This is a genomic window from Ruegeria sp. HKCCD7296 (assembly GCF_013110775.1).
In the GTDB taxonomy this organism is placed as follows: domain Bacteria; phylum Pseudomonadota; class Alphaproteobacteria; order Rhodobacterales; family Rhodobacteraceae; genus Ruegeria.
In genome coordinates, this window is sequence record NZ_WVRF01000003.1 from 292,522 (window position 1) to 307,091 (window position 14,570).

General features: G+C 56.7%; 12 protein-coding genes. 6 read left to right on the forward strand and 6 right to left on the reverse strand.

The window, feature by feature from the left end:
• The first annotated feature begins 199 nt into the window (after window positions 1–199).
• Both GS632_RS06485 and GS632_RS06490 read left to right on the forward strand, forming a co-directional pair.
• Window positions 200–1,633 (forward strand): cache domain-containing protein, encoded by a 1,434-nt coding sequence (locus GS632_RS06485; protein ID WP_171237751.1) that lies wholly within the window; start codon window positions 200–202, stop codon window positions 1,631–1,633.
• Window positions 1,630–2,277: a response regulator transcription factor gene (locus GS632_RS06490; protein ID WP_171179732.1), complete on the forward strand. Its 648-nt coding sequence runs from the start codon at window positions 1,630–1,632 to the stop codon at window positions 2,275–2,277. The genes GS632_RS06485 and GS632_RS06490 overlap by 4 nt, the downstream gene beginning before the upstream one ends.
• An 86-nt stretch (window positions 2,278–2,363) precedes the next feature.
• Here the strand turns inward: GS632_RS06490 and GS632_RS06495 are convergent, their stop codons facing one another.
• Together GS632_RS06495 and GS632_RS06500 are read right to left on the reverse strand one after the other, a co-directional pair.
• Window positions 2,364–2,747, reverse strand: a complete 384-nt coding sequence (locus GS632_RS06495) for a VOC family protein (protein ID WP_171234468.1) — start codon at window positions 2,745–2,747, stop codon at window positions 2,364–2,366.
• Between the two features lie 47 nt (window positions 2,748–2,794).
• The gene (locus GS632_RS06500; RefSeq protein WP_171234469.1) at window positions 2,795–3,640 is read right to left on the reverse strand and encodes a hypothetical protein; all 846 of its coding nucleotides are present in this window, start codon (window positions 3,638–3,640) and stop codon (window positions 2,795–2,797) included.
• A 422-nt stretch (window positions 3,641–4,062) separates the two neighbouring features.
• On the opposite strand from GS632_RS06500, the gene GS632_RS06505 reads away from it, so the two are divergent.
• The 3 genes from GS632_RS06505 (at window position 4,063) to GS632_RS06515 (ending at window position 7,480) form a co-directional block, all read left to right on the forward strand.
• A complete protein-coding gene (locus GS632_RS06505; RefSeq protein WP_171237753.1) occupies window positions 4,063–5,814 on the forward strand; it encodes an acetolactate synthase 3 large subunit in 1,752 nt (583 codons plus the stop codon).
• A gap of 69 nt (window positions 5,815–5,883) precedes the next feature.
• Window positions 5,884–6,444, forward strand: coding sequence for an acetolactate synthase small subunit (gene ilvN, locus GS632_RS06510; RefSeq protein WP_171179724.1), 561 nt, complete (start codon window positions 5,884–5,886; stop codon window positions 6,442–6,444).
• A gap of 316 nt (window positions 6,445–6,760) precedes the next feature.
• The gene (locus GS632_RS06515; protein WP_171237754.1) at window positions 6,761–7,480 is read left to right on the forward strand and encodes a helix-turn-helix domain-containing protein; all 720 of its coding nucleotides are present in this window, start codon (window positions 6,761–6,763) and stop codon (window positions 7,478–7,480) included.
• Here GS632_RS06515 and GS632_RS06520 read toward each other — a convergent pair.
• The 3 genes from GS632_RS06520 to prfB form a co-directional block, all read right to left on the reverse strand.
• The gene (locus tag GS632_RS06520) at window positions 7,477–8,274 is read right to left on the reverse strand and encodes a DUF2189 domain-containing protein (protein ID WP_171237755.1); all 798 of its coding nucleotides are present in this window, start codon (window positions 8,272–8,274) and stop codon (window positions 7,477–7,479) included. The genes GS632_RS06515 and GS632_RS06520 overlap by 4 nt on opposite strands.
• Before the next feature lie 25 nt (window positions 8,275–8,299).
• Window positions 8,300–9,700, reverse strand: coding sequence for an amidase (locus GS632_RS06525; protein ID WP_171237756.1), 1,401 nt, complete (start codon window positions 9,698–9,700; stop codon window positions 8,300–8,302).
• 262 nt (window positions 9,701–9,962) lie between these two features.
• Complete coding sequence (gene prfB, locus GS632_RS06530) at window positions 9,963–11,090, reverse strand: peptide chain release factor 2 (protein ID WP_171090621.1); 1,128 nt, start codon at window positions 11,088–11,090, stop codon at window positions 9,963–9,965.
• Window positions 11,091–11,167: 77 nt separating this feature from the next.
• Between prfB and GS632_RS06535 the strand changes: the two genes are divergently transcribed.
• Window positions 11,168–11,998 (forward strand): aminoglycoside phosphotransferase family protein, encoded by an 831-nt coding sequence (locus GS632_RS06535; RefSeq protein WP_171237757.1) that lies wholly within the window; start codon window positions 11,168–11,170, stop codon window positions 11,996–11,998.
• On the opposite strand, the gene GS632_RS06540 is transcribed toward GS632_RS06535, so the two are convergent.
• A complete protein-coding gene (locus tag GS632_RS06540; RefSeq protein ID WP_171234475.1) occupies window positions 11,992–14,481 on the reverse strand; it encodes a PBP1A family penicillin-binding protein in 2,490 nt (829 codons plus the stop codon). The genes GS632_RS06535 and GS632_RS06540 overlap by 7 nt on opposite strands.
• Window positions 14,482–14,570 lie beyond the last annotated feature (89 nt).

Below are 14,570 nucleotides of genomic sequence, written 5' to 3' on the forward strand. Positions count from 1 at the left end.
GTCGCATTCAGTGCGCGTCAGACTAATGACAGAGTTTTGAATGGGAATACCTACTACTGCGTAGAAAGCCGGGTTTCTGACCATTTTTGGCGGGAAAACCTTGGATGAGTTCAAGTTCATCCGGGCTTTTGACGTCCTTTGGGTACGGAAATGTTCAATCTTTTTGCATTTTTGCTGCCACTTGCGTATCGATTCGACCATGCACAGACTTAGAAACCTGGTTTCGCTGACTTATGCGCAGAAATTGTCGTTGGTTGCGGCCATACCATTGGTCGTCGCTGTTGCGGCAATTGCCGTGTTGGTCGCCTATCAAGCGCGCGCCACCGCCGAGCGCGAGATCGAGGCCCTGGAACGCCGTCTGATCGAGGCCAAGAAGGAAGAGCTGCGCAACTACGTAACGCAGGCGCGCAACGGTTTTGCCTATATCTATGGTCGGGCTGAACCAAATGATGAAGTGGCCAAAAACCTCGTCACGCAGATCCTGTCGGCGATGATCTATGGTCAGGACGGATTCTTCTTTGTGTATGACTATGACGGCAACAACCTTGTCAGCCCCCGCCAGACGCAATTCATCAACCAGAACTGGGAAGGCCTGACGGATAGCGAAGGCACGCCAATCGTCGACGAGTTCATTCGCCTCGCTCGCCAAGGGGCAGGATGGCACAGTTTCATGTGGCAGAAGCCCTCAACCGGGCAAGAAGCGCAGATGATCGCCTATGTTGTTGGCCTTCAGGACTGGCGCTGGGTCGTCGGGACCGGGGTGTTCATCGATGACATCGTGGCCACCGTTGCCAACGCACGGGCCGAAGTCGAAGCCCGTGTGCAGAGCACATTCATGTATATCGGCGCGATTGTACTGGCCGCTGTCCTCATCGTTTTTGCGTCGGGCATGTTGCTGAACATTCGCGAGCGCAGGTTGGCCGATGCTAAGCTGAAGGAACTGACCCAGCGTGTGTTTGACGCACAGGAAGAAGAACGGGGCCGGGTCGCACGTGAATTACATGACGGGATCAGCCAAATTCTTGTCGGCGTTCGATATGCTTTGGACAACGCGCGGCGGCGTCTGACTCGGGGTGATGACGAAGGTGCGCTCGCTCCGCTGGAAAAAGGGATCGACAACCTGGGGGCCGCCATTACCGAGGTGCGGCGCATCAGCCGTGACCTGCGTCCGGGCGTGTTGGACGATCTGGGCCTTGGTCCCGCGTTGAAGGCCCTGACCGACGATTTCCGAGACCGTACCGGGATCGAGACCGAATTCTCCACCGTGGTCTTCCGAAACCGGCTGGATCAGGACAGCAAGATCGCCCTTTATAGAATTGCGCAAGAAGCGTTGACCAATATCGAACGCCATTCGGGGGCCACTCATGTTACCATAGACCTGCGCGGACATAAGAAAGGTGCAACTATGCGGATCACCGACAATGGCCGTGGGTTGCGCACTGAGCCCGGAACAGCAACCACAGGCATCGGGCTGCGTAACATGCAGGAACGTATCGAACAGCTTGACGGGTCCTTGCGGATTCTGTCATCACGCGGACCGCGTGGCGGGACGGTGATCGAAGCCAGCTTGCCGCTGAGCCACCTTCTGCCACCGCAGGAAGACGCAACTCCGAACCGAAAGGCTGGTACATGAGCTCTGACAGAACCCGGGTTCTTATCGTTGACGACCACCCGATGGTGGCCGAGGGCATCCAGTCGATTCTGGAAAGCTATGAAGATATCCAGGTCGTCGGCACGCTGGGCAGCGGTCAGGCGGCCGTGGATCTGGCCGTTGATCTGGCCCCTGATGTGATCCTGATGGATCTGAACATGCCTGGCCTGGGCGGTCTCAGCGCGACGGAAATCATCCTCGAACGTCTGCCCGAAACGCGCATCCTGATCCTGTCGATGCATGACAGTCCTGAATACATCACAACCGCGCTCAGCCACGGTGCCAAAGGCTATGTGCTCAAGGATGTACCTACGGAAGAGATCAGGCAGGCCATCGACGCTGTCATGCAGGGCAAGCAATATCTGTGCACCGGTGCCAGCGGATCCCTGAAACCCAAAGAGGATAGTGCGCGCGAGGCGCTCACCGGGCGCGAACAGACGATCCTATTGGAACTTGCCCAGGGCAAGTCCAACAAAGAGGTTGCCCAAAAGCTGGAGATTTCAGTGCGAACGGTCGAGACCCACCGGAAGAACATCAAGCGCAAGCTTGGCATTTCCTCGACAGCCGGTCTGACCCGCTATGCATTGGAACACGGCGTTCTGCAAGGCACTGGCGTCGGCTTTTGATCTGCATACTCCCGCAGCGCGGCACGCGCTGCCCTGCCCAACCAGAGAAGACGCGCCGCTGGCGTGTCGACGATGGGCGGGAGTGTTCACGCTCGGGGCCTAATGTCCTGACCAAAGAACACCAGTGTCCCGTCTTCATCCAGAACGTGAAACTCACGCTGCAAATAAGGCTGGTCAAACGGCGGTCGTACACGCCCCTTGGGCAAATCGGCTAACCCGGCGCGCCGGCTCTCATACAGGCCATCCACATCGTCCACATCAATGTAAAACGACTGGTCGTCGCCCAACGGCCTGCCATCCGGGCGCGGCGGGCATTCCAATAAGCGTATGGCCACCGGTCCCAGCGACAGAAAAGCATAGTTGTCTTGCCTGAACCCACATGTGAACCCCAATCGCTTGCAATAGAAATCGATCTGGTTCTGCAAGGACGAACACAGCACAAACGGGGTAAGCTGCAAAATCTCAGGCATCTGAATCTCCGAAAAGGAAGCACCTTCAGTTTACCGGTGGTGGTGTCTCAATCCAGTAATTGATCTTTGCGCAACCCAGCGCGTTCGTAATGGTGTGGCAGAACCCGTCCATACAGTTGCTCAGTCCGTTCGATACCGCCGCACATGCCTTCGGCTTCGACAAATGAAAAGATACCGACATACCGGCGGCGCGACCCCGTCACCGGCGCCACCCGATGAAGCGAATACCGCCCCTTGAAAATCTGTAAATCACCGGGCTGAAGCTCTAACTGATGGACGCACGTCATATCCCCGTTCAAAACTGCGGCGACCTCAGCAAAGTTTTCGTCTTCCGTTGTGCGAAGATTTGGCGCGTACTCGAACACGCCCCCTTCCTCACCGTTCTGAATGGCCACTGTCACCGTGTAATTGTTCGTATCGAAATGCCATGGAAAGCCCTGCCCTTCCTCGACCACGTTAATGATCACATCGGCCAGCGGGTCATCATAACGGAAAAAACGCTCTGCAGGCTCATTCAGGGCATCACGAACGAACGGCAGAAAGGGTTCAAACTCATATATACTCCGCAAAGGCCCCGATTGCGGAAAATTATCCGCTGGAACAAAGGCATTCGAACGATCATAGAACTGTCGGATAGGATGACCGATGCCAAACCGCGGGTCGTCCTTGGTAAAATACGGGTTCGTACGGCTGAAAGAGCGATGCGCATTGGGCGCAACGGCTTCGGCCTCTTCAGTCAAAAGAGCGATGCCCTTTTCATGGACAAAACCCGGCAGAACCGCGCATCCATCTTGATCTAGTTCCCGCCTCAAATCTTCGATCAATCGAACATACGCGGGCGAATCCGGGCGATCGATCGGATACCGTCCAAGGTCCAAAAGGTCTTGCAGCATTCTCCGCCTCCTTCATGCGCGGCCACAGGGTCAGCGTGACGCAGTCAAATAGGCAGATCATGCCAGTTTCAGACATCGACCTGACGCTTTTGGACCCTCACATGCGTCTAAAAAACCAGTGAAATGAACATCGTTTTCCCGGAAATTCCCAACATGCGGCAATCTGCGCAATAAAATGTCGCAAATAACCGCCGCCAAGATAGAAAATTGGTGCAATTGCCTGTTGACGCCCCTTCCCCCCGACCATAATGTCCCTGCACGCAAAGAAGGAGCCTCTGGCGATGAAAGCGCTAGTCGTAATCGTAGGAAAAACGCGCATGGGCCGGTAACGGAAAACCATAATCGAACCCATGCGCCTCCGAAAAATCGGGGGCTTTTTTTTGGCAAAACGCAAGACACATGTCGCGAACGGAGCAAAGCAGATGACACGTGAGATGACCGGCGCAAAGATGGTGGTTCAGGCCCTCAAGGATCAGGGCGTGGACACGGTATTCGGATACCCCGGTGGCGCCGTCCTACCGATCTATGATGAGATCTTTCTGCAAAACGACATTCGCCACATTCTGGTGCGTCACGAACAAGGTGCAATCCATGCCGCCGAAGGCTATGCCCGTTCGACCGGCAAACCCGGCGTTGCGCTTGTCACGTCCGGCCCCGGCGCAACCAACGCTGTCACCGGCCTGACCGACGCATTGTTGGATTCGATCCCGTTGGTTGTTCTGACGGGTCAGGTTCCGACCTTCATGATCGGTTCAGACGCGTTTCAAGAGGCTGACACTGTTGGCATCACCCGCCCCTGCACCAAGCATAACTGGTTGGTTAAAGACACGGATTCGCTGGCGGAAACGATGCACGAGGCGTTCCATGTCGCCACCTCGGGCCGTCCCGGTCCTGTGTTGATCGATATCCCCAAAGACGTGCAATTTGCCTCGGGCGACTACACCAGCCCCAAACCTTCGACGTCGCATTACCAACCGGTTTTGAAAGGCGACCTGGAAGAGATCACGGAACTGGTTGCCGCCATGGAAACCGCTAAGAAACCGGTCTTTTATACCGGTGGCGGTGTCATCAACTCTGGCCCTGCAGCCAGCCAGTTGCTGCGTGAACTGGTGGACGCGACTGGTTTCCCGATCACCTCGACCCTGATGGGTCTGGGCGCTTACCCAGCGTCGGGCGAGAACTGGCTTGGAATGTTGGGCATGCATGGTCTCTACGAGGCCAATTTGGCGATGCATGACTGCGATCTGATGATCAATATCGGCGCACGGTTCGACGACCGCATCACCGGCCGCATCGATGCGTTTTCGCCGAACTCGAAAAAGGCGCATATCGACATCGATCCGTCCTCGATCAACAAGGTAATCCGTGTGGACATACCCATTGTCGGTGACGTGGCGCATGTACTGGAAGACATTCTGAAGATCTGGAAGTCTCGCGGTCGCAAGACGGATGCTGCGAATGTGAAGCAGTGGCAAAACCAGATCGCGGAATGGCGCAAGATCAACTGCCTTGCATATTCCAACAGCGAAAAGACGATCAAACCGCAATACGCGCTGCAACGCCTTGAAGAGCTGACCAAAAAGCACGATCGCTACATCACCACCGAAGTGGGTCAGCACCAGATGTGGGCCGCCCAGTACCTTGGGTTCGAAGACCCCAACCGCTGGATGACCTCGGGTGGTCTGGGCACAATGGGTTATGGCTTCCCCGCCTCTATCGGCGTGCAGATGGCACACCCAGACGCATTGGTCATCAACGTGGCTGGTGAGGCGTCTTGGCTGATGAACATGCAGGAAATGGGCACCGCCGCGCAATACCGTCTGCCCGTGAAGCAGTTCATCCTGAACAATGAACGCCTTGGCATGGTCCGTCAGTGGCAGGAACTGCTGCATGGCGAACGCTATTCACACAGCTGGTCCGAAGCCCTGCCTGATTTCGTTAAACTCGCCGAAGCGTTCGGAGCAAAGGGCATCCTGTGTTCCGATCCTGCCGATCTGGACGACGCGATCATGGAGATGATCAACTATGACGGTCCGGTGATCTTCGACTGTCTGGTTGAAAAGCACGAAAACTGCTTCCCAATGATCCCATCGGGCAAGGCCCATAACGAGATGCTTCTGGGCGAAGCAGAAACGCAGGGCGTGATCGATTCCAAAGGTTCGGTTCTGGTTTAACAAAATTCGACGGATTTGGTCGGGCGCCTTGCCGCGCCCGATATATCAAGGATGATGAAAGGGACATAAATGTCTGCCCTACATATCAAAAAAGGTGCCACCCGCCATTCGGCCTATAACCTACGACCCACCTTTTCGGACGTGCAGGAACGTCACACGATAGCGGTGTTGGTCGAGAACGAACCTGGCGTTCTGGCACGTGTGATCGGATTGTTCTCGGGGCGCGGTTATAACATCGAGAGCCTGACCGTGGCCGAAGTTGATCACACAGGCCACCTCAGCCGCATCACCATCGTCACCACCGGGACCCCCCAGGTTATTGAGCAGATCAAGGCGCAGCTGGGCCGAATTGTAACCGTGCACGACGTGCATGACCTTACTGTCGAAGGCCCTTCGGTCGAGCGCGAACTGGCCATCATCAAGGTCGTGGGTGAGGGCGACAAGCGGGTCGAGGCCCTGCGGCTGGCCGATATTTTCCGCGCCAATGTGGTCGACAGTACTCTGAACTCGTTCATCTTCGAAATCACCGGTGCACCGGACAAGATCGATGCATTTGCGGACCTTATGCGTCCATTGGGTCTGGTCGAGATCGCCCGTACAGGTGTCGCAGCCTTGCTGCGCGGCGACTAAAATCTGTTCCCCGCCCGCTGACGTTTTAGCGTCTTTCCGGGCGGGGGCACACCTTTGGTTGGTCAGGCAGCACGCTCTCAACCTACACGAGCCTTTTGCGCCATAATTGCCATAGGGTTTGTTTTTCCAGATAAAGATCAGTCTTTTTCGTATAAAGCCTATTGCCATTGAGCTTTGCGGCGCTAGCGTCGAAGCTGCAACGCGGCGTGGGGATACGTTGCTTGGGGTTATTCTGTACGATTACTTTTTGTGCACCCGGTTTTTGCCTCGGTGTTCAATGGGTTTCATTCGAAGACACAGCAATACGTGGAAGGCCATGACTGACGATACCCGCAGCCCTGAAGTGTTACGTGCGATGTTCAGCGAGAACCTTCGGCGTTTGGCGCAGCAGCATCGCTCGGTCTCAGCCCTGTGCCGCAAGCTCGGGGTGAACCGCACGCAGTTTAACAGATATCTTTCTGGCGAAAGCGTTCCTCGCCCGGATGTTCTGGATCGGATTTGTCGCTTTTTCGACGTAGATGCCCGAATTCTTCTCCAGCCCTTGGACGAGATCGAGAAATCAGAAAACCACCCGGCCACCAAAACTCTGACTGAGTTTCTGGGTTCGGGTGCAGAGGCGATCGGGAAGTCCGCCTTTCCACTTGGGTTTTATGCCGTCATCGAAAGCCTTTCGGATACACACCGCATGACCTTGTTGCACGCACGACCGCTGGCCCAGTGCACTTTGATACGGGGCTATGTATCACGCACTGCCATGCCAGATGCCACACCGCAAGACCGTGAAATCCAAGGTATCGCCGCCTGTAGCGGCGATACCGTTTATATGCTGACATCCCAACGGGGCGGCCACAACAGCCGGGTCTACCTGATCTCACCCGATCAAAACGGAACTGCGGTTCATTGGCGCGGATCGGTGGTTAATTCCGCGGATACATCCAACCCGGAACCGGTCGTTCTCAAGTACCTGGGGTACGACTCTGCAGCTATTTTTGCCGCTGCGCGCCTGTCCACGAACAATCTTACACAGCAGTTCTAACCTGCCGCAGTTGTGGGTGTCTGCGCGGGATCGACCTGTGTAATCTGCCGATAAAGATGCCAGCTGGCGTGGCCAAGCACTGGCAAAACGATCAACAACCCCAAAAACCAGGGCACCATCGCGATGAATGTCAAAATCGCGACCAAGGCCCCCCAGCCAAGCATCACAAACAGATTTTCTTTCACGTAAGAAAAACTTGTGATCATGGCGGTCACGAAATCCAGCTCGCGATCCAGCAGCAATGGGATCGAAAGAACGGTGATCATGTACAAAATGGTGGCAAAGACCGCCCCGACGACCGTACCCACGGCCAGCATGGTCAGGCCGTTCAACGTCAGGAACACCTCGGTCGACGTCGATATGTTTGTCATCGTGGCCAGGCCCAGAAACAGAGCAAAGATCATGTGCCCGAGAAAGAACCAAAACAGGAAGACGACAACGATGATTGCACAGATCGAAGGCAACTGCCTGCGGCTTTGCTGCAGTACCACGCCAAAGATCGCACCAAAATCCAAGGACTCACCCTGCTCAAGCCGGTGCGAGACCTCATAAAGCCCGACCGCTGCGAAAGGTCCGATCAACGGAAACCCGATGGCCGCAAGAACCAGCCAAAAGGTTGTTCCGGTCTGCACAGTCACCCACGCCATGGCCCAGCCCGCCAGCACGTAAAAGCCAGCAAAGATCAGCCCGAATAGCGGTGCGCGGCGAAAATCAGTCCAAGCGCGCTGCAATGCCGTGCGCAGCATGGCGGTATCCACCGGTCTCATTTCCGGCACACCAAAAGGCTTATCCATGTTGTCTCCTCCTCCCGATCCGGCGTTATGGCCTCGCCGGTCTCTTGCTTGGCCAGTTGGTTTCGGCGTGATAGGCCGCCCCAACCGACAATAGTTTGTGATCCGCGCCCCGTGGACCGAACAGCTGAAACCCCATCGGCAGTCCGTTTGAACCGAAACCCGCAGGTGCGGCCAGACAAGGCAAACCGATCAGACTGACAGGCACCGTGACGTGCATCCATCGGTGATAGGTGTCCATTGTCCGGCCCGCGATACTGGTCGGGTACGGTATCTCGACCCCAAAGGGCCAGACCTGCGCGGATGGCAGAACCAATGCGTCAAACTGTTTGAACAGGTCTGCAGCGCGCCGGAACCAATCCGAGCGGATGACGCTGACGTGCTGCACCTCCATTGCACACATCGCCAGACCACGATCCAGTTCCCATTGAGCCGTATCTTTCAGATGATCCCTTTGCGAGGCCAAGGGCTCCAGCCCCGCCGCCACGCTGAACGACCGCAGCGTGATCCAACTGGTCCAAAGTTGTTCTGCATCGAAGGGCGGATCAACTTCTTGCACATCAGCGCCAAGGCTTTCAAACACGGTCAAAGCATCTTTGCACAGGTCGAGAATTCCAGGCTCGGTCGGGAACGCCCCGCCCCAATCCCCAAGCCAACCAATCCGCAGACCCTGCAAATCTGCAATTTCCACCGGTGACACCGGAACGCTATCAGAGGCCAAGGGCAGGCGCGGGTCTGGCCCCGAGATAACGTCAAGCAAGATGCCCAAATCCTCGGGGCTGCGGGCCATGGGGCCAAGTGTGGACAGTTGATGCAGAAAGCTGTCGCCGACAGGATCAGACGGCACCCTGCCCCAGCTTGGGCGAAAGCCGTAGACATTGTTCCAGGCCGCTGGGTTACGCAGACTGCCCATCATGTCGGACCCGTCTGCAAGCGCCACCATTCCCGTGGCCAGGGCCACCGCCGCCCCACCGGACGATCCTCCGCAGGTATGGTCGGCGTTATACGGATTGCGCGTCGCACCATAGACCGGGTTGAATGTGTGCGATCCCAATCCGAATTCCGGCGTGTTGGTTTTTCCGATAAGTATAGCCCCCGCATCCCGCATCCGGGCGGCAATCAAATCGTCGCTGTCCGGCACGACGTCCTTGAACAAAGGCGATCCATGAGACGAGACCACGCCTGCCACATTGACCAAATCCTTGACCGCAATTGGCAGACCGTGCAGCGGGCCAGTGATTGGACCGCTATCGCATCTCTGTGCCTCGGCCATCAACGCACTCTCTTCCCGTAACGCTACTATAGCGTTCACATCGCCATTCACCTTAGCGATGCGATCCAGGGTGGCACGCATTACATCGGTGGCTGAAACCTGTCGGGTTGCCAGTTGTTTCACAAGCTCTGCGGCCGATATCCGAGTCAGGTCCATTGCATGCCATTCTGTTGTTGGTCTTCAACAGCCTAGCGAGCGGTTCAGCTCATTTAAACCCACTGTCTAAATGTATCTTTTCTCGACCTCGCTACCGGTCAACAGGATTGAAACGGCATGGGCCAACTCATTCAGAAAAAGAATCAAAATCTTCAGCTGCCGCACAACAGTTGTGCTGCAAAGAAGAAAGACCAATCATGTAATCAGGATACGCCGCCAGTACCTTTTCAGCACGTTCAGAAAAGCGATCTGGCTATGCACCTTAGCTGTCGCCCTGCGCCTCGGACCGGCTTTTGCCTGCAACGTTCAGAGCCAGAGTCGCCGCCATGAACCCGTCCAGATCACCATCCAACACGCCCTTGGTATCCGAAGTTTCGTGGTTGGTGCGCAGATCCTTCACCATCTGGTACGGCTGCAAGACGTAGGACCGGATCTGGTTACCCCAGCCTGCATCGCCTTTGGCCTCATGCGCGGCGTTGATATCCGCGTTCCGACGGTCCAGTTCCTGTTGATACAAGCGCGATTTCAGGGCCTTCATGGCAATGTCACGGTTCTGGTGCTGCGACTTCTCGGATGAAGTCACCACAATCCCGGTTGGAATATGCGTGATCCGTACCGCCGAGTCCGTGGTGTTGACGTGCTGACCACCTGCGCCGGAGGACCGGTAGGTGTCGATGCGGATGTCGGCCGGGTTCACCTCGATCTCGATATTGTCGTCCACCACTGGATAGACCCAGACCGAGCTGAATGAGGTATGGCGCTTCGCCGCCGAGTCAAAAGGCGAAATCCGCACAAGCCGGTGTACACCGCTTTCCGATTTCAGCCAGCCATAGGCGTTGTGGCCCGAAATCTTGTAAGCGGCAGATTTAATGCCCGCCTCTTCGCCTGCGGTCTCGGATTGAAGCTCGACCGTATAGCCCTTTTTCTCGGCCCAGCGAACGTACATCCGCGCCAGCATCGAAGCCCAGTCACAACTTTCGGTTCCACCCGCGCCCGAGTTGATTTCAAGGAACGTGTCGTTGCTGTCGGCCTCACCGTCCAGCAGCGCTTCAAGCTCTTTCTTGGCGGCTTTGCCCTGTAGTGCTTTGATCGCAGCTTCGGCGTCCTGCACGACCTCTTCATCCTCTTCCATCTCACCCAATTCGATCAGCTCGATATTGTCGCTGAGATCGGTCTTGATGGTTTCATAGGTCTCGATGGCGTCGACCAGCATCTGCCGTTCGCGCATCAGCTTCTGCGCGTTCTCGGGGTTGTCCCACAGGTTCGGATCTTCGACACGCGCATTGAATTCCTCAAGGCGATGCGGTGCGGTTTCATAGTCCATACGCTGCGCCAGCAGCTCAAGCGACTTTTCGATTTCCGCCACGATGTTCTGGGTTTCGGCGCGCATGGTCTTGTCCCAACTTGCTCAATCAGGCTTGCGTGATAGCAAGAGGTGCGAGACACCACAAGACGGGCCGGCCGCGAATGCCAAGCACATGCGACGAGTTTCTGGACGAATGGAACCTGCAGCAGCCAGAGCTGGTTGCCGAGACCGGTCAGGTGCGGGTTTGGAAAGTGTTATCGAAACACGGACCCGCCGCATTGAAACTCTACCGCACACAGGATCGCGGCAACGAAGCACCCGGCAGCGCGCTGTTGAATGCGTGGCGAGACCGGGGTGCGGTTCGTATTTTCAACGAAGAGCGGAACGCTGTTCTGATGGAATGGCTGGATGGTCCGTCATTGGGTGACATTGCGCGTTCGGGACGCCCCGATGACGCCACTAGAATCCTTGCCGAAACTGCTGCGCATCTGCATGGAAAGCCCACCATCCGGGTTCAGGGTTTGAGACCCCTGGGCCAGGTTTTCACCCCGTTATTTAATTGCGCTTTTGCGCCAACATGCCCAGCCCTTCTGCGCAATGACATGCTGTCTGCCATGGACATGGGCCGGCATCTATTGAATAGCCAGCCAGCGTCCGTTCCCCTTCACGGGGATCTTCACCCTGACAACATCATCATGACCGATGCAGGCCCACGGGTTTTCGATGCCAAAGGGTATGTCGGAGACCCGGCGTTTGAGCTGGCAAATGCATTACGCCACCCAAAAGGAATGCCAGATTTGGTGCGTGATCCTCAGCAAATCGAAACCTGCCTGTCGCTCTACTCCAAGGCGCTGAGAGTACCAAAGGAACGGCTGGCCCAATGGGCCGCCGCCAAATGCGCCTTGTCCATTTACTGGCGATCGGACGGTGCAATCGATAACGATCCTGAATCAGACCTTTTGACTCTGCTTCTGCGTTTTTCTGGTCAGTAAAGCCCGCCAGTACTCAGGTCGCCCTGCGTGGCTTTGGGCCCGACAGTGACCGTCTGACCTGTCGAGGTCTGAACCTGCACGCCTGCGCGCTGCACTTCCTCGAACAAGGGCAGATCCGAACCGATCGCAAAGCCGCCGTCATAGACGCGGTCGATGAAGCCATCGACGCCATCACGGAAGAATTCAGCAACAACATAGTCACCGCTGGCATCGTCAGGCAGCCGTGCGCCGCTGAAACGGTCGATCTTGATGAAATGACCACCTTCCGGCACCTCGAACGGGCCGCCGCCGTATTTCTCGACAGCTTTTTCCATGAAGCTTTGGAACACAGGGCCACACATCGTGCCGCCGTAAGCCCCCCGCCCCATCGGACGCGGTCGGTCGTAGCCGATGTAACAGCCAGCAACGATGTTCGAGGTAAACCCAATAAACCACGCATCCTTGGATTCGTTGGTGGTGCCGGTTTTGCCCGCTGTCGGCACCGGCAAGTTTACATGGCGCGCGGCGGTACCGCGATCCACCACGCCTGTCATCATTGAGGTCAACTGATAGGCCGTGATCGCATCCATCACCTGTGCGCGGTCCGTCACAAGGGTCGGAGATTCGTCAGGGGCCATCCATGTGGAATCGCAATCCAGACACTGGCGGTCGTCGTGGCGATAGATGGTTTTGCCGAACCGGTCCTGAATACGGTCGACCAGAGTGGGTTCGACCCGCTGACCGCCATTGGCAAACATCGCATAGGCAGCCACCATCTTGTAAAGCGTCGTCTCTTCGGACCCCAGCGAGTTGGCAAGGAATGCCCCCATCCGGTCGTAGACGCCAAAGCGTTCCGCATAGCCTGCAACCACCGGCATCGTGACCTCTTGCGCCAGACGGATTGTCATCAGGTTCCGCGACTGCTCGATCCCGGTGCGCAGCGGCGTCGGTCCGTAGAACTTGTTCGACGAGTTCTTGGGACGCCACAGACCCTGTGGCGTGTTCACCTCAATCGGGGCGTCCACAACTATGGTTGCGGGGCTATAGCCACTGTCCAGTGCGGCGGCATAGACGAAAGGTTTGAAAGACGATCCGGGCTGACGCTGCGCCTGCGTGGCGCGGTTGAACACGGTGTCCTGATACGAGAACCCGCCCTGCATCGCCAAAACACGGCCCGAGTTCACATCCATCGCAACAAAGCCGCCCTGCACTTCGGGCACCTGGCGGGCAGACCATTGTCCCTCTTCCCCGGCCATCACAAGGATCACGTCGCCGCGTTTGAAGTTTGCTGCAAAATCGCCCTGCATCCATTTGATGTCCGAGCGTGGGATAATGCCATCGGCGGGTCCATTTTCGATCCCGACCGTGAGTTGCTGGTCAGAGACGCCCAAAACCACGGCAGGATACCACCGGGTCGGCAGCACCACATCGCGTGGAATTTCCATGATAGAAAGAGCTTCGCGCCACTGCGCCTCACCCGCCAGCGCTTCTTCCGGGATCACTTCGCCCGTACCGCGCCACCTGCCGCGCGATCGGTCGTATTTCTGCAGCGCCGTGCGCAGAGCTTTGGCAGCTTCGATCTGCATTTCTTCGTCCACAGACGCACGGACCGTAAAGCCGCCGGTAAAGAACTCGCCTTCGCCAAAATCCTCGCTCAACTGGCGGCGGATTTCGTCGGTGAAATAGTCCCGCGGCGGCAAAGCGGTGCGGAAGCTTTCAAAGTCACCGTTCTGCACCGAACGCAGCGGCATCTCGACTTCGGTCTCATAGGTCGCCTGATCGATGTAACCGTTCTGGTTCATCTCACGCAGCACATAGTTACGGCGGGCCAACAGCCGTTCTTTTTGACGAACCGGGTGGTAATCCGAAGGTGCCTTGGGCATCGCGGCCAGCATCGCGGCCTCATGCGGGGCCAACTCCTGCAAGGTCTTGTTGAAATAGGTCTGGGCAGCGGCAGTCACGCCATAGGAGTTCTGGCCAAGAAAGATCTCGTTCATGTAAAGTTCGAGGATCTGTTCCTTGTCCAAGGTATCCTCAAGCCTTGTGGCGAGGATGATTTCCTTGATCTTGCGTTCAGCTCGGCGGTCGCCTGACAGCAGAAAGTTCTTCATTACCTGCTGCGTGATCGTCGATGCCCCGCGCACGGTTTCGCCCTTGGTGCGCACTGCCTCAACACCGGCTGCAACAATACCGCGCGGATCGTACCCCTGATGGGTGTAAAAGTTTTTGTCTTCGGCCGAGATGAAAGCCTGTTTCACCAGATCGGGGATGTCCTCGGACGGGGTGAACAGGCGTCGTTCCTGCGCGAATTCATCAATCAGCTGCCCTTTGCCCGAATAAATCCGACTGATGGTGGGCGGCTTATACTGGGCCAGAGATTCATGGCTGGGCAGGTCGCGGCCATACATCCAGAACACCGCACCGATTACCAGTGCGACCATAAAGATACCCAAAGTGACGAGGCTGAAAATCGCCCCGAAAAACGAAAGAATGAACCGGATCACGTTACTGCCTTTTTCTCGCGGTGCCGTCTATATAGTGATGCACCGCCTGAGGGTCAAAACACCAAGCGCATTCTAGCCGGTTTGCGCCG